Below are 18,160 nucleotides of genomic sequence, written 5' to 3'. Positions count from 1 at the left end.
GTCTCCCGTCGAAGGTCAGGGCATGACGATCGCGACCCTCGACGGGGAGAACCCCGACGCGAATCCCGGTGGAGCCGTCGCCGCGGTGGCCCCCGGCCCGGCGTCCGCAGAAACGACGGAGGCGCCCCGCTCCGCGACCGACCCAGGTGACGCCGTGCGGGCCGCGGCCGCGGCCGGCCGGGCCGTGCTCGACGTGGTGATCCCGGTCTACAACGAGGAGAAGGACATCGAAGGATCGGTGCGGCGGCTGCACGCCCACCTCACCGCGACGTTCCCCTACCCGTTCCGGATCACGATCGCCGACAACGCCAGCACCGACGGCACCTACGCGATCGCCCGCCGGCTGACCGGTCAGCTCCCCGGCGTGGCCGTCGCGCACCTGCCGCAGAAGGGTCGCGGCCGGGCGCTGAAGGCGGTCTGGTCCGGCTCCGACGCTCCGATCCTCGCCTATATGGACGTCGACCTGTCCACCGATCTGGCGGCGCTGTTGCCGCTGGTGGCGCCGCTGATCTCCGGCCACTCCGACCTGGCGATAGGCACCCGGCTGTCCCGCGCGTCCCGGGTGGTGCGCGGCGCGAAACGCGAGGTCATCTCCCGGTGCTACAACCTGATCCTGCGCGGCACGCTGCAAGCGGGCTTCTCCGACGCGCAGTGCGGGTTCAAGGCGATCCGGCGTGACGTGGCCGAGCGGCTGCTGCCGCTGGTGGAGGACACCGGCTGGTTCTTCGACACCGAGATGCTGGTGCTGGCCGAGCGGGCCGGGCTGCGGATCCACGAGGTGCCGGTCGACTGGGTGGACGATCCGGACAGCCGGGTCGACATCGTCGCCACCGCGGTCGCCGACCTGCGCGGGGTGGCGCGGCTGGCGCGTGGGTTGGCGACCGGCTCGCTACCGCTGGCCACTCTGCGCTCCGAGCTCGGCCGCAACGCTCCCGAGGTGGCCCCGGGCGTCGAGAGTGGACTGGTCCGGCAGCTGATCCGGTTCGGCGGCGTCGGGGTGGCCAGCACGCTGGCGTACCTGGTGCTGTACGTGCTGCTCCGGGGCGTGCTCGGCGCGTTCGCCGCGAACCTGCTCGCGCTGCTGGCCACCGCGATCGCGAACACCGCCGCGAACCGGCGGCTGACGTTCGGGGTGCGGGGCGCCGGTCGCCGGGGGCGGCAGCACTTCGAAGGGCTGCTCGTGTTCGGCCTGGGGCTGGTGCTCACCACCGGGGCGCTCTCGCTGCTGCACGCGCTGGTCAGCTCGCCGGGCAAGGGCGTCGAACTGGCGGTCCTGATCTGCGCGAACCTCGCCGCGACCGTGCTGCGCTTCCTCCTCTTCCGCGCGTGGGTGTTCCACCCGCGCCGTACGTCCCCGAAACAGGAACAGCGATGACCGCTCTGACCACACCTCCGCCCGCGATCGACGGCGAGGTACTCGACAGCGCGCCGGCGAAACCGGCCGGCCGGTTCTCCCGGCTCTACCGTGGCCGCGAGGAGGACCCGCGCTGGATCCGTCCCGCGCTGCTCGTGCTGCTCGCCGGCACCGCCGTGCTCTACCTCTGGGACCTCGGCTCGTCCGGCTGGGCGAACAGCTTCTACTCGGCGGCCGTCCAGGCGGGCACCGAGAGCTGGAAGGCGTTCTTCTTCGGCTCCTCGGACGCGTCGAACTTCATCACGGTCGACAAGACGCCCGCCGCGCTCTGGGTCATGGAGATCTCGGCCCGCATCTTCGGCGTCAACGCCTGGAGCATCCTGGTGCCGCAGGCGCTGGAAGGCGTTGCGTCGGTCGGTCTGCTGTACCTGGCGGTGCGGCGCTGGTCCGGGCCGGTCGCCGGCCTGATCGCCGGTGCGGTGCTGGCGCTGACGCCGATCGCCACGCTGATGTTCCGGTTCAACAACCCGGACGCGCTGCTCGTCCTGCTGCTGATCGGCGCCGTCTACGCGACGATGCGCGCGATCGAGCAGGCCGCGGTGCGGGCAGGCACCCGCTGGCTCGCGCTGGCCGGGCTGCTGATCGGCGTCGGCTTCCTGACGAAGATGCTGCAGGCGTTCCTGATCGTGCCGGTGCTCGGCCTGGTGTACCTGGTCGTGGCGCCGACGTCGGTGCGGCGGCGCCTCGTCCAGCTCGTGATCGCTCTCGGGGCCTTGATCGTGGGCGCCGGCTGGTGGGTGCTGATCGCGGAGCTGTGGCCCGCCGACAGCCGCCCGTACATCGGCGGCTCGCAGACCAACAGCGTCCTGGACCTGATGTTCGGCTACAACGGCCTGGGCCGGCTCAACGGCGACGAAGCCGGCAGCGTCACACCAGGTGGCGGTGGCGCCGGATCCTGGGGCGAGACCGGCTTGCTGCGACTGTTCAACGCGGAGTTCGGCACCCAGGCGAGCTGGCTGATCCCGGCCGCGCTGATCCTGCTGGTGGCCGTTCTGGGGTTCACGGCCCGTGCGCCCCGCACCGACCGGACCCGGGCGGCGATGCTGCTCTGGGGCGGCTGGCTGGTCGTCACCGGACTGGTCTTCAGCTACATGCAGGGCATCATCCACCCGTACTACACGGTGGCGCTCGCGCCGGCGATCGGTGCGGTGGTCGGCATCGGTGCGGTGTCGGTGTGGACGCTGCGCGGCGAGGACGCGGCCCGCGCGGTGCTGGCCGTCACCCTGGGCGCCACCGCGATCTGGGCGTTCGTGCTGCTCGGCCGCGCCGACTGGCAGCCGTGGCTGCGGTGGGTCGTCCTGGTCGGTGGGCTGGTCGTCGCGGTCGGGCTCGCGTTCACCCCGCGCCTGGCGCGGCGGGTGGCGGTCGGGATGGCCGCGCTCGCGCTCGCGCTCGGCGTCGCGGCTCCCGCCGCGTACGCCGTGCAGACCGCGTCCGAACCGCACTCCGGTGCGATCCCGAGTGCGGGCCCCAGCGGTGGTTTCGGCAATTTTGGCGGACGCCAGGGAGGCGGCCAATTCCGCGGCGGCCAGCAGGCGCCCGGCGGCCAGGCCCCAGGTGGCCAAGCGCCCGGCGGGCAGCAGGCGCCGGGCGGGCAGGCTCCAGGTGGGCAGGCTCCCGGCGGGCAGGCTCCAGGTGGGCAGGCTCCCGGCGGGCAAGCGCCCGGCGGGCAGCTGGGCAACGGCTCGCAGGGGAACGGGCCGCAGGGCGGGTTCTCGATGGGCGGTGGCAACCGCGGCGGCGGCAGCCTCCTCTCCGGCAGCACGCCGAGCGCCGAGCTCACCGCGCTGCTCGACAAGGACGCCGACCGCTACACCTGGGTCGCCGCGACCGTCGGCTCGAACGCGGCGTCCGGATACCAGCTGGCGACCGGCGACCCGGTGATGGCGATCGGCGGCTTCAACGGCACCGACCCGACGCCGACGCTGGCCGCGTTCCAGGCCTACGTCCGGGCGGGCACGATCCACTACTACATCGCCGGTAGCGGCATGGGCTTCGGCGGCTCCGGCGACACCGGGACGTCGAGCCAGATCGCCCAGTGGGTCGAGCAGAACTTCACCGCGACCACCGTCGACGGCGTCACCCTCTACGACCTGACGCAGTCCGGCTCGGGCACGACCGAGTCGTAACACCGCACCCCGAAGGGGGCCCGCAACCGCGGGTCTCCTTCGCGCTCCGACTACCTCGCCTCATGGTTGTGGCGGTTTCCGTGCCAGGACACTGAATCCGCCGCAACCACACTCCGCGCAACACGGAAACGGCCACATCCATCCGGTGAGGAGCGGCGCCCACCCCAGAGAACGCGCGGGCAAGCTCGGGCGCGCCGCTAGCGGATTTCGGACCCGCGGTCCCACCCAGCGAGACGCGTCCACTCACTGGAAACCGATCCCGCATTTTCGCCCTGGGTCCGATCTCAGCGGCTGAGCCGGGTTGCTCGCTCAGTGTGACGCGCTCTTCAGGGCCTCGGCGAGATCGGCGATCAGGTCGTCGCCCGCTTGGTAGCCGGGGAAGTACGCGCACACCCGGTCGCACTCCCCGTACCGCGCGACGATCTCGGCGGCGACCTGGTCCGGCGTGCCGCACACGGCCAGCGTGTCGACCATCTCGTCGGTGACCAGCTCGGCCATCCGGTCCCACTCCCCCCGCTTGGAGCGGACGTTCAGCTCGGGCTGCACGTCGCCCCAGCCCTCGACGTCCAGCACGGCCCGGTACGCGGGAGTCGAACCGTAGAACGCGAGCAGGCCACGCACCCCTCGCGCCGCCGCGAGTTCCTCGTCGGTGCGGCCCACCCCGACGATCACCTCGGCGGTGATCTCGATGTCGTCCCGCTTCCGCCCGGCCGCGGCCAGCCCGTCCCGGATCGCGGGCAGCGTCCGCTCGCTCATGTGCTTGCCGCTGTTGAACGGCATCACCAGCACACCGTCCGCGACTTCGGCCGCCATCCGGTTCATCCGCGGCCCGAGCGCACCGACCAGCACCTTCGGGACGCCGTACGGGTTGGGCCCCGGGTCGAACGTCGGCGTCATCAGCGTGTGCCGGGTGTACTCGCCGCGGAAGTCCAGGCGGGTGCGGTTCTGCCAGCTCTCGAGGATCGCCTTCGTCGCGCTCACCCACTCGCGCATGTGCTCCACCGGCCGCCCCCACTGAGCCCCGTACCGCTTCTCGACGTGCGCGCGAACCTGCGAGCCGAGCCCGAGCCGGAACCGCCCGCGCGACAGCAGGTGCAGGTCGTAGGCGGCGTGCGCCAGGTGCAGCGGGCTGCGCGGGAACGCGATCGCGACGTTCGTCATCAGGTCGAGCGAGCACACGGGCGCCGCCGCGACCAGGGGAAAGAACAGGTCGTGCGAGTTCTCGAACGTGAACACGCCGTCCACGCCCGCCCGTTCGAGTGCACGGGCGCGGTCCGCCGCGTCCACCACCGAATCGGACAGCATCACGTCGAGCGCGAGCGTCATCCGCAGTCACCCCTTCCGGAACTGTCACACCGTGGTGCGATGCTGCCGTTGTGAAGGTGGACTTCGATGCGGAACTCTGGATTTGGGACGCAAGACGTTCCGAAACCTGGACGTTCGTCAGCCTGCCCGGCGACCGCTCCGAGGAGATCCAGGAGCTGACGGCGGGCGCGCCGCGCGGCTTCGGCTCGGTGCGGGTGCGCGCGACGCTCGGCGGCAGCACGTGGACGACGTCGATCTTCCCCGACAGCAAACGTCAGGCGTACGTGTTGCCGATCAAGCGGGCGGTCCGCACCGCCGAGGGCATCGAGGCCGGCGACACCGCCTCGGTCACCGTCGAGATCCTGGATCTCTGACCCGCAGCGCACGCAGATACCGGCGGGTGATCAAGCGCTGGACGTAGCGGGACACCGGCGCGGCCAGGCGGGCGTACCAGGCGGCGGGCCGCACGAAGCCGCTGATCGTGAGCGTCACCGACCCGTCGGCGTGACGCTCGATCACGAACTGTTCCTCGCCCTGCTCGGGGTGCCCGCGGAGCGTCCCGTAGATCAGGACGGCCCGGTCGGCGTCCACCCGAACCTCGAGGATGCGCACCGGCGCGACCAGCAGCACCGGGCCCACCCGGAACCGCTGGACGAGCACCACGCCCGGTGCCGCCTCCGGCGCCGACGGCGTCACCCCCACCCCCGAGCGGCTGTGCATGCGCCACGCCAGCAGGTCGTCCACCGCGGTCGCGAAGTGGTCGGAGCCGCCGAGCGTCGCACGGTGCGCGAAGTGCTCGTACCCGGGCGGGCGTTCGCCGCGGGCTACCGCGCCGACCTCGGGATAGCTGAATGCCACCCGGTCATTCTCGCGCGGCGGCGACCGGCACCCGCTCGAACTGGCGCGTTCCGAGGACGACGGCGGCCAGGGCCAGCAGCGGCACCAGGCTGAGCCCGTCCACGGCCGCCCGGCTCATGCCACCGTCGTCCACCAGCAGCAACTCAGCCCCGACCCCACCGACCAGGTTCGAGCAGCCGTGCGCGAGGCACGTCACCCACACGCTGCCCGACCGGACGAACAGCCAACCCAGCAGGATCCCGATCAGCAGCGTGTGCACGGTCCAGGTGGCCAGCCCCAGCGGCAGGTTGTCGTAGTCCGCGTACCCGGTGAACGCGAGCGGCCAGTGCCAGACGCCCCAGATCAGGCCGGTGACCAGCACCGCGACGGTCGGGCGGGCGACGATCCGCTGCTGCAGGTAGCTGCGCCAGCCGAACTCCTCACCGAAGAAGATCGGCGGCACCACCAGCGCGATCAGCACGAACGGGGCAACCACCCCGAGCCCGGACGGCCGGTAGCCGGCGAAGAGCACCGCGAGCACCACGGTGACCGCCAGCACGCCGATCGGAGCCAGCCACGCCAGCACGTAATACCGCCACGCCGCGCGCCACCGCAGCCGTAACCGGGCGTCGGCGAACCCTTCTCTGGTCACGTACCGCCGCACGACGAACGCCGCGATCGCCGGGGCGAAGCCCCCCGGCAACTGGGCGAGCGGGTTGGTCAGTGAGACGCCGGTCGCCCACATCGTCAGGATCCAGCCCCAGAACAGTCCGAACGAGAGGATCAGGTACCACCGCACTCCACGCGTCGTCATGCGTCCCACCCCACCAGCGCGCGCGGCGACAATCACTCCACCTGACCGGAGTTCGCGGGTGGACCTAACCGTAGATTTGGGCCGTGACGCTCGTCGAGGAACTGCGGACGCTGCTCGGGCCGGACCGGCTGATCGAGGACGCCGACGTCCAGGCCTCCTATTCCCGTGACGAGGCCGAGTGGGCACCGTACGGGGCGCCGCTGCTGGTCGTGCGCCCCCGCACCAGCGCCGAGGTGCAGGAGGTCGTGCGGGCCTGCCTCCGCCACCGGGTGCCGCTGGTCCCCCGCGGCGCCGGTACCGGGCTGTCCGGCGGCGCCAACGCGCTGGACGGCTGCGTCGTCCTGTCCACCGAGCAGATGACCCGGATCGTCGAGATCGACGCGGTGGAACGGCTCGCGGTCGTGCAGCCCGGCGTCGTCAACGACGATCTGCGGACGGCGTGCGCCGCGCAGGGCCTCTGGTACCCGCCGGACCCGGCGAGCGCACCGTGGTCGACGATCGGCGGCAACGTCGCGACGAACGCCGGCGGGCTGTGCTGCGTCAAGTACGGCGTCACGCGTGACTACGTGCTCGCGCTGGAGGTCGTCACCGGCACCGGCGAACTGGTCCGGCTCGGCCGCCGCACCGCGAAGGGCGTCGCCGGATACGACCTGGCCGGACTGATCGTCGGATCCGAGGGGACGCTCGGCGTCGTCACCGAGGTCACCGTGCGGCTGCGCCCGGCACGCGCGCCCGAGCGGACCGTCGCCGGCCACTTCGCCTCGGTGGTCGCCGCCGGGGAGGCCGTCCGCGCGATCGGCGAGGCCGGGGTCATCCCGTCCGCGCTGGAGCTGGTCGACCGGCACTGCCTCGCCGCCGTCGACGCCTGGAAGAACATGGGGCTGTCGGTGGACGCGAACGTCGTCCTGCTCGGCCGCACCGACGCGCCCGGACTGGCCGGGGAGACCGAGGCCGCGACGATGCTGGCGTGCTTCGAGAACGCGGGCGCGACCTGGGCGGCGCAGTCGACCGACCAGCAGGAGGCCGACGCGCTGTTCGCCGCCCGCCGGCTCGCCTACCCGGCGCTCGAACGGCTGGGTCCGGTGCTCACCGAGGACGTGTGCGTCCCGAAGGCCGCGGTGCCGGAGATGCTGGCGCGCATCGAAACGGCCGCTGCGCGGCACGACGTCCACATCGCGAACGTCGCGCACGCGGGAGACGGGAACCTGCACCCGCTGATCCTCACGCCTGCCGGTGATGACGCGGCCCGCGTGCGGGCCCAATCCGCGTTCGAACAGATCATCGTGGACGCTCTGGAGCTGGGCGGCACGGTGACCGGTGAGCACGGCGTCGGGCTGCTGAAGCGGGGTGGCCTGGAACGCGAGCTGTCACCGGCCGTCCAGGCGATGCACCGCGCGGTCAAGCACGCCCTCGATCCGGCGGGCATCCTCAACCCCGGCAAGGTCTTCACCTAGCGAAACCGGTCCGCGGACGGCGGCGCGGGCCTAGCGTGTGGATCCATGGGCGTCAGCTCGGAGAGCGCGGCACTCGAGTGGAACTGGATCCTGCGCGGGCGCCCGTGGTGTGCGCACGAGGCGGGTGCTCTCCGGGCCAGCGACGGGGAGCACCTGATCTGCGTGGAGTGCGGCGCGCTCTGGTGGCATCACGGCTCGCCGCCCCCGCCGCGCGGCGAGGGAAACGAGCTGAGCGGCTGATGCAACACGACGCGTTCCTCGAGTGACATTACTGATGTGACGCATGTAAACACGGGGACCGCATCGCCGGCTCGGGTCGCGCGGAAGCGGGTCCGGTGAGCCGGTCCGACCCGACCTGGATGGTGCTCGGCCCGCTGCTGTGGTTCGCGGGACCGATTCTGGTGGGAATGCTCCTTTTTGGGCTGGTCACGGCCGTGAAGCGGTTCCGGCGCCGGTGAGTCCGGCGCTCAGCGGCTGCCGGTCGTCGTCCGGATCCAGTCGGCGGCGACGTCTACCCGGGCCGTGGTCTCCTCGACGAAGTGCGGGCAGTCCGGCCCGGTGCTCTCGGTGGACACCACCTCGGGGCCGCGGCGGGTCTCCCGGAAGTACGGCGCGCCGGAGTCGTACAGGCACGCGCTGGTGCTCGGCGACGGCGCCTTGCCGGTGACGCCGATCGTCGTCTCGGCCACGCTCGCGACCGTCACCAGGCCGGTTTGCAGCTGTTCGGCCGGTTCGGTGGACAGGCCGTCCAGCGCACCCCAGCCGGTCAGCCGCAGCACCTCACCGGCCCGCGGCGCCACCCGGGCCACCCGCACCGGCTTCACCCGCCCGACCGGCTTCTCCAGGCGCGCCAGCGCGATGTCGTTGACCGGCGACTGCACCACCTCGACGACGGCGACGTCGACCCCGCCGGGCCCGTCCGCCTGGACGCGGCCCAGCGTGGCGGTGGTGGGGTACGGCACCGGGCCGCTGACCAGGTTCCCGTCGACGTCGTGGAAGCAGTGCCCGGCGGTGAGCACCCACTGCGCCGCGACGAGCGCACCCGAGCAGGCGCTGTTCCGGGTGCTGCCGTCCGGGTTCGGGATCCCGGTCATCGTCAGCTTCGTCGAGAACCCGTACTTGCCCTCCTCGACCGGCAAGCCGTTGGCGACGGCCTGAGCGGGCGACGGCCCACCGAGCAGAACGGCACCGACGGTGACGGCGGACAGAGCCAGAACGGACAGCGCGCGCATACGGGCCTCTCGTCGGGGACAGCCGTGCTCCTTCCTACTCGGGCCCGTCGCCACCCGCTCGGTTATGGACAGATTTGCGTCAGACGGTTGGCACGATCATCGGCGTACCGGTCACCGGGTTCGGGATCACCAGGCTCGGCAGCCCGAAGACGTCGTCCATCAGCGCGGCGTCCACGACGTCGGACGGGGCGCCCTGCGCGACGATCCGGCCGTCCTTCATCGCCACCAGGTGATCGGCGAACCGGCAGGCCTGGTTGACGTCGTGCAGCACCGCGACGATCGTCCGGCCGGCGTCGCGGAGCCGCGCGAACAACGACAGCAGCTCGTACTGGTGAGTGATGTCGAGGAACGTGGTCGGCTCGTCCAGCAGCAGGTACCGGGTCTGCTGGGCCAGCACCATCGCGACCCAGACCCGCTGGCGCTGTCCGCCGGAGAGCTGGTCGACCTGGCGGTCGGCCAGCTCGGTGACACCGGCGTCGGCGAGCGCGGCGCCGACCGCCTCGGTGTCGGCCGCCGACGCGGTGCCGAGCAGCGACTGGTGCGGGTACCGGCCGCGGGCGACCAGCCGCCGCACGGTGATGCCCTCGGGGGCGATCAGCGTCTGCGGCAGGAACCCGATCTGCCGGGCGAACGCCCGCGGCCGCAGCGACGCGACCGGGACGTCGTCCAGAAGGACCTGTCCGGACACCGGGGGCAGCAGCCGCACCAGCGCTTTGAGTAGCGTCGACTTGCCGCAGGCGTTCGGGCCGACGATCGCGGTGAACGCGCCGTCGGGGACGGCCAGCGTGATGTCCCGCGACACCACCCGCTCGCCGTAGGCGAGCGTGAGGTCTTTTCCGATAAGTTTCACCGGCGGCGCACCTCCACGATCAGCAGCCAGATCAAGTAGCACCCCCCGAGTGCGGTGGTGACGACACCCACGGGCAGCGCGGTGGGGGCCAAGAGCACCTGCGCGGTCAGGTCGGCGGCGAGCAGCAGCACGGCACCGGTGAGCGCCGCCGGCAGCAACGGCACGCCGGCCTCCCGGGCGAGCCGCCGCCCGATCTGCGGGGCGGCCAGCGCGATGAACACGATCGGCCCGGCCACCGCGGTCACGGTCGCCGTGCAGCCGACGCCGACCGCGACCATCAGCAGGCGCAACCGGTCCAGCGGCACCCCGGAGGTCACCGCGACCTCGTCGCCGAGCGCGGCCTGATGGACGGTGTGCGCCATCCCGACCAGCACCAGCACCAGCGCGCCGAGCACCGCCAGCGGCACCACCAACTCGTCCCAGTCGACGCCGTTGAGCGAACCGGCGCTCCACCCGGTGGCCGCGATCGCGACGTCCAGCTCGGCCCGGAGCACGATCCACGAGTTCACCGCGGTGAGCATCGCGTTGACCGCGATCCCGACGACGACCAGCCGGAGGCCGCTCAAGCCGGTGCGCCCCGAGGAGAGCACGTAGACCGCCGCCGCCGCGGCCAGCCCACCGAGCACCGAGCTGGCCTGCAACGCGCCCGCGGACCCGCCGAGCAGCGTGATCGCGACCAGCGCCCCGGTGTAGGCGCCGGTGTCGAGCCCGATGACGTCCGGGCTGCCGAGCGCGTTGCGGGTCAGGTTCTGGAACAGCGCACCGGCCAGGCCGAGCGCCGCGCCGAAGGCGAGCGCGGCGGTCACCCGGGGCAGCCGCCAGTTGAGGATGACGAACTCCTCGTCGCCGCGCCCGACCAGCGCGGCCAGCACGTCCGGCGGCGCGGACCAGGCGCTGCCGTAGTGCAGCGCGACGAACGCGAGGAGCACGATCGTGAGCAGCATCGAGAGCCGGAACTTCACAGCCCGGCCCCCTCGTACTTCCGTACCGCCCAGATCAGCACCGGCCCGCCCAGGAACGCGGTCACCACGGCGACCGGCACCTCGCCGGTCGGCAGCAGCACCCGCGACCCGATGTCGGCGACGACGAGCAGCACCGCGCCCACCACCATCGAGTGCACGATCAGCCACGGCACCGAATCGGCGGCGATCCGGCGCGCCAGGTGCGGCACGATCAGCCCCGCGAACGCGATCGGGCCCGCCACCGCCGTCGCCGCGCCGGCCAGCAGCGTGACCAGCACCAGCACGATCAGCCGGGTGCGCGCCACCGACGCGCCGAGCCCCCGGGCGACGTCGTCGCCGAGCACCAGCGCCGACAGCGGCCGGGACACCAGCAGCGCACCGGCCAGCGACAGCACCACGACCGTCACCGGGACGGCCATCGGGATCCGCTCGCTGCCGGCCAGCGCGCCCACCGACCAGAACCGGTACTGGTCGAACACGTCCGGGAAACTCAGCCGCAGCCCCAGCGAGATGCCCATCAGGACCGCGGTCAGCGCGACGCCGGCCAGCACGAGCCGCAGCGGTGAGGTCCGGCCCACCGCGTAGACGACGACCGACGCCGCCGCGCAGCCCACGACCGCCAGCCCGAGCTGCCCGAGCTGGGTCCCGGCGACCCCCGCCAGCGCACCGACGTTGATCGCGAACCCGGCTCCGGCCGTGATGCCGAGCAGTCCCGGCTCGGACAGCGGGTTGCGGCTGAGCGTCTGGATCAGCGCGCCCGACACCCCCAGCGCGGCACCGACACACACGCCGAACACCGTCCGGGGCAGCCGGAGGTCACGAACCACGACGTGGTCGTCGGTGCCCGCGTAGTCGAACAGCGCCCGCCAGACTTCGGCGGGCGCCACCGACCGGGCACCGATCGCGATCCCGGCCACCACGGCCACGAGCAGAACGACGAGCGCTAGCCCCAGGACGACCAGCTGGTCAATCGTCGCTGTGCGCCGCAACGCCGCGCTTCCAGTATCCGGTGACCAGGTTGTCGAACCGCCCGCGCGTCCAGGTGCGTACCGGCTTGAGTGCGGTGGCCTCCCCCGCCGCGAACACGAACGTGCCCTCCGGCAGCGGCAGCCCGCGCACAGCGTCCGGCTCGTCGTAGGTGACGGTCACCCGTTCGCGCTCGGCCAGCGGGTACGCACGTTCGTCGTCGAAGACCACGACGTGCGCGGAGACGTCCGCGGGGGACTCGTCCAGCCAGCGGGCGAGCGCCGGGAGTGCGGTGGCGTCCACGACGAAAGCGTAGTGGCCGTACGTCTGGGCGAACGCCATGGCACCGGGTGGCCCGGCGATCGTCACCTCCTCGCCGACCGTGGCGTTCCGGACCCAGGTCGACGCCAGCCCGCCCTCGTGCAGCACGAAGTCCAGATCAAGCTCGGACGTGACCGGGTCGTACCGCCGGATCGTGTACTTACGGGTCGGCGGGAACGGGTCCGGCCAGTCGAGCATGTCGTCGGCGTTGGGCACCGGGTCGCGCCGGGTGCCGTCCGGGTCCGGGAACACGATCCGCACGTGGTCGTCGGCCTGGTAGGTGTGCAGGCCGTTCAGGCCGTCGCCGCCGAACGTCACCCGGGTCATGGCCGGGGTGACCGACGTGATCGCGGTGATCGTCGCCCGGCGGACGCCGATCGGGTACGGGACGCGGGTCACGCCGCTGCCCGCCCGGTGGTGGGCGGCGACCTTCGGACCGGGGTCGGTCCTCACTTCGCGAGTCATTTGGCCAGCAGCGGCGCGAGGGCCTGGTCGATCGCGTCGAGCGTCTTCGTCCCGGCGGGGTAGGTGGCCGCCTCGGTGTAGCGGATCGCGAACACCTTGCCCGCCTTGACCGCCTTCAGGTTCTTCCAGAGCGGCGAGTCGAGCACGGCCTGCACGGAGTCCGACGGTGTGCCGTCCGGCTGCACGGTGTAGGTGATCGCGTCGGCCTCGCCGAGGCTCGCGGAGAGTTCCTCCATCGACGGGTACTCGGAGACGGCCTTGCTGCCCTCACCCGGCTCCTTGACCTGGCCGTAGTAGGTCACGCCGACGTCCTGGGCGATGTTCGTGCCCCACGACTTCGCGAACTCCCGATGGAACTGACCCTTCGAGATGTCGCCGTAACCACCCACATGGCCGAACTTCAATCCCTGCAGCGCTTTTGCATATTTGTTTTTCAGCAAAAGCGCTTTTTCTTCGTATGTCTTTTTCTCGGCTTCAAAACCCTCCGAAGCCCCCGCCGCATCCGCCTGCTTCTGCGAAAGCACCCGCCACGCGTCCGGCACCGTCGGGCCGATCGCGACGACCGGCGCGATGCCCTTCAGCCGCTCGAGGTCGATGTCGGCGAGCACCGGCTTGGGGACGCCGATCACGATCAGGTCGGGCTTGGCGGCGGCGATCGCCTCGTAGTTCGTCTCGGCCGCGGTCTCGCCCGCCACCTTCGTCAGCTTGTTGTAGGTGGCGAGGTCCTCGGGCGTCATCAGCGGGATGCCGCGCTTCCAGGACGAGATGCCGACCAGCTCGGCGTCCGCCTCGATCAGCGCGGGCACCGCGTAGCCGGTGGCGACGACACGCTGCGGGTCGGTCGGGATCTCCACCGTGCCGTTGTCGGCGGTGAAGCTGCGGGTGGTGGCTTCCGCCGTGGACGAGTCGTCGTTGCTGCCGCAGCCGGCCACGAGGGCCAGGGCGAGCACGGCGGCGCCGAAGTAACGCAAACGCATGAGAGTCCTTGGACGTGCTGATGAGAGGCTTACGAAGAGGTGAGGCTACCCTTACTTGTGTCGTCGTTCATGTCGCTGAGAGGTCATCCCGTGTCGCGCAGAGGACAGGTGGGCGGCGACGTCGTCGACCCGGCCGTCTGCGACGAGTTCGGGTACGGGCTCGGCAAGCCGTACGGGATCCTCGTGCTGCGGTACCGGTCGTCGTCCGCGCTCGGTTTCGGCGAGGGACGCGAGGACCTGCTGCACCAGTTCTACTGGTCACCGTCCGGGATGCTGGCCGCACGGTACGGGGTCTCGACGGTGTTCGTGGGGCCCGGCGAGGCGTTCTGGGCGCAGCGGGCGATGACCCACGAGGTCCGGGCCGGGGCGCGCCAGACCGTGTACCGGGTGTGCCTGCGGGAGATCCCGGCCGGGCTGGTGGGGTTCCGGGTCGGCATGGCCGCGTTCGCTCCGGGGGCGGCGGCGCTGCTGGAGAGCATCGCCCGCTCGGACTGCCCGCCCGAGGAAGGGCTGGCTGCCCGGCCGGCGATCATGGGCGGGCTGTCGCCGGTGTCGGCGGGGGTCGGGGGCGCCGGGGCCGGCGGGGGTTACGCGCTGGCGGTGGCGCGTGCGCTGACCCGTGACCCGGCCGACCCGACGACGCTCGAGGAGTGGGCAGGGCGGCTGCACATCAGCCCGAAGACGCTGCAGCGGGACTTCCAGCGCGAGTACGGGACGTCGTACTCACGGTGGCGGACCGAGCTGCGGCTCCAGGCGTCCACCGTGTTGTTACGTTCGTACTCCGTGGGCGAGGTGGCGCGGCGGGTGGGGTACGCGAGCACGTCGGCGTTCGTAGCCGCGTTCGGGCGCGCGTTCGGCGTGACCCCGGGCGGCGGCCGCCTGCGCGGGTGACGCGGGGCGCCTGCCCGGGTGGATGGGCCGATCCACCATCCACGACGCGCGCCCCGGTGAAGCCCGACGGTCGCTCCCGGCATGCCTGCTCGATGAGTGCGAGGACCCGCTCCGGATCCTCGCGCACCTCCCGCGGAGTGAAGTGCAGCGTCAGGACGCTGTGCGCCGCCAGCACGTTGTGGCGTTGCAGCGTGCGCTGCCACCCCTCGATGCTCGCGTGGAACTCCCGCGAGTCGGACTCCAGCGCGATACCGACGTCGTGAATCCAACCGTCCGGACAAGGCAGCGGCGTTCCGTCCGCTGCGCCCACACTACGGCGCCGCCCTGGGGATTTCCGGCGGGCCTGTGGACGGGCGTCAGCGCGGACGTTTGGGGGTGACGCCGGGGAGGGGCTCGTCCCAGTACGCGGACTGGCTGTAGAAGATGTCCTTCACGGTCGGCAGCGCACTCGACTCCGGCCAGGTGTCGGGCTTCCAGAGCCCCCCGCGCGTCGAGGACTGCCCGCAGTGCAGGAACAGCTCCTCCACCTCCACGACCGTCCCCAGCGGCGGCGCCTTCTCCCCCGGTAACGACTCCAGGAACGGCGCGTCCCGGACGATCGTCGCCCGCCCGTTGATCCGCACGGTCTCCCGCATGCCGGGCACCAGGAACAGCAGCCCGATGTTGGGCCGCTCCAGGATGTTCTGGAAGCTGTCGATCCGCCGGTTGCCCGGCCGGTCAGCGAACGCGAGATGCCGCTCGTCGAGCACGAGGACGCCGCCCGGCTGCTCACCGCGCGGCGACACGTCCACCCGCCCGTCCGCGCCGACGGTGGCGAGCAGGAAATACGTGGAGAACGCGAGGAACTGCGCGGTCTCCTCGTCGATCACCGAGATGACCTTGTCGCGCACGTGCGGATGCGGATCCTCGATGAACTCGCGCAACTCGTCCACGCTGGTCACCCGCTGACCGACGGACACCGGTAACTCCACGGTCATCGACATCCTCCAGCACGCGATTAGGCACCCCTAACCTAACCTGCCCCCTCGTGCGGTGGTGCGGGAGGATGAGGTGTGCGCGCGGAACGTCTGGTGGCCCTGCTGTTCATCCTGCAGCGACGCTCCGCCGCGACCGTGCCCGAGCTGGCCGAGGCCGTGGGGGTCTCCGAGCGGACGCTGCACCGCGACCTCGCCGCGCTGCGTGAGGCCGGCGTCCCGATCTGGACCGAGACCGGACGCCACGGCGGCGTCCGGCTGGTCGAGGGCTGGCGCTCGCGCCTGGACGGCCTCACCTCACGCGAGGCCGTCGCGCTGTTCGCGATGGGTGCGCCGCGGGCGCTGGCCGAGCTGGGGCTGGGCACCGCGGTCTCGGCCGCGCACGCCAAGGTCGCGGCCACGCTGCCGCCCGCGCTGCGCGATCAGGCCCAGCTGGTCGCGCAGCGGTTCCACCTGGACGCCCCGGACTGGTTCCGCAGCGAGGAGGACACCGCGCAGCTGGCCACCGTGGCCAGGGCCGTCTGGAACTCCCACCGCACCCGGCTGGGCTACCGCCGTGATCGCACCACCGTCGAGCGCACGGTCGACCCGCTCGGCCTCGTCCTCAAGGCCGGTATCTGGTACCTGGTGGCGGGTGTCGACGGCACGGTCCGCACGTACCGGGTCGGCCGGATCGTCGCCGCCGAGGAACTCGACGAGGCGTTCGAGCGACCGGAGGACTTCGACCTCGCCGACTGGTGGGAGCAGTCGTCGGTGCAGTTCGAACGCTCGCTGCAGCGCGTCGACGTGCGGATCCGGCTGAGCACCCGGGGCTACCGCACGCTACCCCGCATGTTCGACGCCGACGTCGCGCGAGCGGCGCTGGCCACCGCGGGGCCACCCGACGCCGAGGGCAGGCGCGAGCTCACGATCGGCCTGGAGAGCCCGGAGATCGCCGCCGGACAGCTGCTGGCCCTCGGCGTCGAGGTGGAGATCCTGGAGCCACCCGCCGCGCGGGCCGCGTTCGCGGAAGCCGCCCGGCGGATGGCGCAGACGCACGCGCTCGAGCGCGCGCCCGCGCCACCGGCCGCCGAGCGGCAGCCGGCGGAACCGAGCCCGGCGGAACCGAGCCCCGCTCAGCGGTAGCCGGTGGTGTCGGCGGGCTTACCGGCGCGCTCGACCTCCATCATGTAGCGCCACCCGTCCGGGCGGCTGCCGTCGAGGTCGTCGATGCGGTACCGGCGGGCCAGCGAACCGCTGTCCAGCGTCTTCCCGCTGAACTCCGCGCGCTCCGGGTCCGCCGCCAGCGCGGCGACCGTGCGGGCGACGAACGTCGGGGTCTCGGAGATCGCGAAGTGTGGCTGCGCGGCCACCGCGTCCCGCCAGTTCTCCTCGCGGACGCCGAACGCCTGGAGCATCGCCTCGGACCGCAGCCACCCCGGCGTGAGCGCGACCGCAGTGACGCCGTGCTCGGCCAGCTCGGCCGCTTCCGCGCGGGCCAGCGAGTGCGCCGCGGTCTTGGCCACGTAGTACCCCAGTGCGGTGCCGTTGCGGTACTCGGCGTTGTACTCCTCGGTGCCGTCGGTCATCTCGATCACCAGTCCCGCGGGCGCCTCGAGCACCAGCGGCAGCAGGAAGTGGGAGGTGATCACGTGCGCGTCGATGCCCAGGTGCACCATGCGCAAGCTCGCGTCCAGGTCGTGTTCCCAGACCGGCTTGCCCCACTGAATGTGGTGGTCGCCGCCCCAGACGCCGTCCACCAGGACGTCGATCCTGCCGTGCTCGGCGCCCACCCGCTCGGCGAGCGTCCGCACCTCGTCGGGGTTCAGGTGGTCGACGCGCACGGCGGTTCCGGAGCCACCGGCGGCTTCGACCAGCTCCATGGTCTCCTCGATCGTCTCCGGCCGGTCCACCTCCGAGCGTCCGGCCTTCGACGAACGGCCGGTCACATAGACGTAGGCGCCCGCCCGGCCCAGCTCGACCGCGATGGCCCGGCTGGCGCCGCGCGTCCCGCCGGCGACGAGAGCGATTTTTCCGGTGAGGTCAACAGTCATGAGAGCAGCGTCGCGCCGAACCCTGCCAACCAGTGACAAGGTTTCGATCAGCGCGTCGGCAACGACACCAGCGCGTGCATCCCGGTGCGGACGAGAACCGTGCGCACGAAGTCCGGCAGGCCGCTGATCACCACCGGGCGGTCCACCCGGCGGCCCAGCGTGGCGAGGAACTTCAGGCCGGCCGAGCCGAAGAACGTCACGGCGGTGAGGTCCAGGACGATCCGGTCGTCGGGCGCCGCGACCTCGACCACCTGTTCCAACAGGTCGGCCTGCGCCGGATCGACGGCGCCCCGCACCCAGACGAGCAACAGCTGGTCAGACCGCACCCACTGCACGGGGCCGGTGACGGCCGCGGCGCTCACATCGTCCACGTGCTGCTCCTGGTCCCGCCGGGGCCCACACAGGCCCGCTCTGAACGGGCCGACTGTTTGACCACGCGCGTAGGAGCGCTTCGGGGCGCCCGCTTCGCGCTGATTCTCGCCCACCCCCCGGCATCCGGCACCTCGGGAAGCACGTTTCACGAAGTCGGAGGGGAT

The 18,160-nt window shown here is 72.1% G+C and carries 19 protein-coding genes; 7 read left to right on the top strand and 12 right to left on the bottom strand.

Annotation, left to right across the window (positions count from 1 at the left end):
- Positions 1-22 precede the first annotated feature (22 nt).
- Positions 23-1,375, top strand: a complete 1,353-nt coding sequence (locus BUB75_RS40230) for a dolichyl-phosphate beta-glucosyltransferase (protein WP_084742339.1) — start codon at positions 23-25, stop codon at positions 1,373-1,375.
- On the top strand, positions 1,372-3,543 hold the full coding sequence (locus tag BUB75_RS48335) for a mannosyltransferase YkcB-related protein (protein WP_073265401.1): 2,172 nt from the start codon (positions 1,372-1,374) through the stop codon (positions 3,541-3,543). Before BUB75_RS40230 ends, BUB75_RS48335 begins: the two co-directional genes overlap by 4 nt.
- A 309-nt stretch (positions 3,544-3,852) precedes the next feature.
- Here the strand turns inward: BUB75_RS48335 and BUB75_RS40220 are convergent, their stop codons facing one another.
- Positions 3,853-4,869, bottom strand: coding sequence for a TIGR03617 family F420-dependent LLM class oxidoreductase (locus BUB75_RS40220; protein WP_084742336.1), 1,017 nt, complete (start codon positions 4,867-4,869; stop codon positions 3,853-3,855).
- A gap of 50 nt (positions 4,870-4,919) precedes the next feature.
- On the opposite strand from BUB75_RS40220, the gene BUB75_RS40215 reads away from it, so the two are divergent.
- On the top strand, positions 4,920-5,222 hold the full coding sequence (locus tag BUB75_RS40215; RefSeq protein WP_073265399.1) for a DUF1905 domain-containing protein: 303 nt from the start codon (positions 4,920-4,922) through the stop codon (positions 5,220-5,222).
- Here the strand turns inward: BUB75_RS40215 and BUB75_RS40210 are convergent.
- Positions 5,197-5,706: a DUF1990 domain-containing protein gene (locus BUB75_RS40210; protein ID WP_073265397.1), complete on the bottom strand. Its 510-nt coding sequence runs from the start codon at positions 5,704-5,706 to the stop codon at positions 5,197-5,199. The genes BUB75_RS40215 and BUB75_RS40210 overlap by 26 nt on opposite strands.
- Before the next feature lie 4 nt (positions 5,707-5,710).
- Positions 5,711-6,499: a CPBP family intramembrane glutamic endopeptidase gene (locus BUB75_RS40205; protein WP_073265395.1), complete on the bottom strand. Its 789-nt coding sequence runs from the start codon at positions 6,497-6,499 to the stop codon at positions 5,711-5,713.
- 83 nt (positions 6,500-6,582) lie between these two features.
- Between BUB75_RS40205 and BUB75_RS40200 the strand changes: the two genes are divergently transcribed.
- The gene (locus BUB75_RS40200; RefSeq protein ID WP_218618064.1) at positions 6,583-7,953 is read left to right on the top strand and encodes an FAD-binding oxidoreductase; all 1,371 of its coding nucleotides are present in this window, start codon (positions 6,583-6,585) and stop codon (positions 7,951-7,953) included.
- Between the two features lie 45 nt (positions 7,954-7,998).
- Positions 7,999-8,193, top strand: a complete 195-nt coding sequence (locus tag BUB75_RS40195; RefSeq protein WP_073265391.1) for a hypothetical protein — start codon at positions 7,999-8,001, stop codon at positions 8,191-8,193.
- A 227-nt stretch (positions 8,194-8,420) separates the two neighbouring features.
- Here the strand turns inward: BUB75_RS40195 and BUB75_RS40190 are convergent, their stop codons facing one another.
- The 6 genes from BUB75_RS40190 to BUB75_RS40165 form a co-directional block, all read right to left on the bottom strand.
- Positions 8,421-9,185, bottom strand: a complete 765-nt coding sequence (locus tag BUB75_RS40190; RefSeq protein WP_073265389.1) for a S1 family peptidase — start codon at positions 9,183-9,185, stop codon at positions 8,421-8,423.
- A gap of 79 nt (positions 9,186-9,264) precedes the next feature.
- Positions 9,265-10,035, bottom strand: coding sequence for an ABC transporter ATP-binding protein (locus tag BUB75_RS40185; RefSeq protein WP_084742334.1), 771 nt, complete (start codon positions 10,033-10,035; stop codon positions 9,265-9,267).
- Positions 10,032-10,979, bottom strand: coding sequence for an iron chelate uptake ABC transporter family permease subunit (locus BUB75_RS40180; protein WP_084742349.1), 948 nt, complete (start codon positions 10,977-10,979; stop codon positions 10,032-10,034). The genes BUB75_RS40185 and BUB75_RS40180 overlap by 4 nt, the downstream gene beginning before the upstream one ends.
- A 14-nt stretch (positions 10,980-10,993) precedes the next feature.
- Positions 10,994-11,986: a FecCD family ABC transporter permease gene (locus BUB75_RS40175; protein ID WP_073265387.1), complete on the bottom strand. Its 993-nt coding sequence runs from the start codon at positions 11,984-11,986 to the stop codon at positions 10,994-10,996.
- Positions 11,964-12,749: a siderophore-interacting protein gene (locus tag BUB75_RS40170; RefSeq protein ID WP_073265385.1), complete on the bottom strand. Its 786-nt coding sequence runs from the start codon at positions 12,747-12,749 to the stop codon at positions 11,964-11,966. The genes BUB75_RS40175 and BUB75_RS40170 overlap by 23 nt, the downstream gene beginning before the upstream one ends.
- Positions 12,746-13,726, bottom strand: a complete 981-nt coding sequence (locus tag BUB75_RS40165; protein WP_073265383.1) for an ABC transporter substrate-binding protein — start codon at positions 13,724-13,726, stop codon at positions 12,746-12,748. Before BUB75_RS40165 ends, BUB75_RS40170 begins: the two co-directional genes overlap by 4 nt.
- A gap of 90 nt (positions 13,727-13,816) precedes the next feature.
- Between BUB75_RS40165 and BUB75_RS40160 the strand changes: the two genes are divergently transcribed.
- Positions 13,817-14,617 (top strand): helix-turn-helix transcriptional regulator, encoded by an 801-nt coding sequence (locus tag BUB75_RS40160; protein ID WP_218618062.1) that lies wholly within the window; start codon positions 13,817-13,819, stop codon positions 14,615-14,617.
- A gap of 356 nt (positions 14,618-14,973) precedes the next feature.
- On the opposite strand, the gene BUB75_RS40155 is transcribed toward BUB75_RS40160, so the two are convergent.
- The gene (locus tag BUB75_RS40155) at positions 14,974-15,594 is read right to left on the bottom strand and encodes an MSMEG_1061 family FMN-dependent PPOX-type flavoprotein (protein ID WP_073265486.1); all 621 of its coding nucleotides are present in this window, start codon (positions 15,592-15,594) and stop codon (positions 14,974-14,976) included.
- Between the two features lie 75 nt (positions 15,595-15,669).
- Here BUB75_RS40155 and BUB75_RS40150 point away from each other — a divergent pair, with 75 nt between their 5' ends.
- Positions 15,670-16,716, top strand: coding sequence for a helix-turn-helix transcriptional regulator (locus BUB75_RS40150; RefSeq protein WP_084742333.1), 1,047 nt, complete (start codon positions 15,670-15,672; stop codon positions 16,714-16,716).
- On the opposite strand, the gene BUB75_RS40145 is transcribed toward BUB75_RS40150, so the two are convergent.
- Positions 16,707-17,624, bottom strand: coding sequence for an SDR family oxidoreductase (locus tag BUB75_RS40145; RefSeq protein WP_073265378.1), 918 nt, complete (start codon positions 17,622-17,624; stop codon positions 16,707-16,709). The genes BUB75_RS40150 and BUB75_RS40145 overlap by 10 nt on opposite strands.
- A gap of 47 nt (positions 17,625-17,671) precedes the next feature.
- The gene (locus BUB75_RS46805; protein WP_073265376.1) at positions 17,672-17,995 is read right to left on the bottom strand and encodes an STAS domain-containing protein; all 324 of its coding nucleotides are present in this window, start codon (positions 17,993-17,995) and stop codon (positions 17,672-17,674) included.
- Positions 17,996-18,160: the final 165 nt, after the last annotated feature.

The organism is Cryptosporangium aurantiacum (assembly GCF_900143005.1).
Lineage (GTDB): Bacteria > Actinomycetota > Actinomycetes > Mycobacteriales > Cryptosporangiaceae > Cryptosporangium > Cryptosporangium aurantiacum.
This window is presented reverse-complemented; position numbering and strand designations above follow the sequence as displayed.

Excerpts from the sequence above, each read along its gene's own strand:
- BUB75_RS40230 (WP_084742339.1), top strand. The coding sequence starts at position 23 with ATGACGATCGCGACCCTCGACGGGGAGAACCCCGACGCGAATCCCGGT.
- BUB75_RS48335 (WP_073265401.1), top strand. The coding sequence starts at position 1,372 with ATGACCGCTCTGACCACACCTCCGCCCGCGATCGACGGCGAGGTACTC.
- BUB75_RS40220 (WP_084742336.1), bottom strand. The coding sequence starts at position 4,869 with ATGACGCTCGCGCTCGACGTGATGCTGTCCGATTCGGTGGTGGACGCG.
- BUB75_RS40205 (WP_073265395.1), bottom strand. The coding sequence starts at position 6,499 with ATGACGACGCGTGGAGTGCGGTGGTACCTGATCCTCTCGTTCGGACTG.
- BUB75_RS40195 (WP_073265391.1), top strand. The coding sequence starts at position 7,999 with ATGGGCGTCAGCTCGGAGAGCGCGGCACTCGAGTGGAACTGGATCCTG.
- BUB75_RS40190 (WP_073265389.1), bottom strand. The coding sequence starts at position 9,185 with ATGCGCGCGCTGTCCGTTCTGGCTCTGTCCGCCGTCACCGTCGGTGCC.
- BUB75_RS40180 (WP_084742349.1), bottom strand. The coding sequence starts at position 10,979 with ATGCTGCTCACGATCGTGCTCCTCGCGTTCGTCGCGCTGCACTACGGC.
- BUB75_RS40170 (WP_073265385.1), bottom strand. The coding sequence starts at position 12,749 with ATGACTCGCGAAGTGAGGACCGACCCCGGTCCGAAGGTCGCCGCCCAC.
- BUB75_RS40165 (WP_073265383.1), bottom strand. The coding sequence starts at position 13,726 with ATGCGTTTGCGTTACTTCGGCGCCGCCGTGCTCGCCCTGGCCCTCGTG.
- BUB75_RS40155 (WP_073265486.1), bottom strand. The coding sequence starts at position 15,594 with ATGACCGTGGAGTTACCGGTGTCCGTCGGTCAGCGGGTGACCAGCGTG.
- BUB75_RS40145 (WP_073265378.1), bottom strand. The coding sequence starts at position 17,624 with ATGACTGTTGACCTCACCGGAAAAATCGCTCTCGTCGCCGGCGGGACG.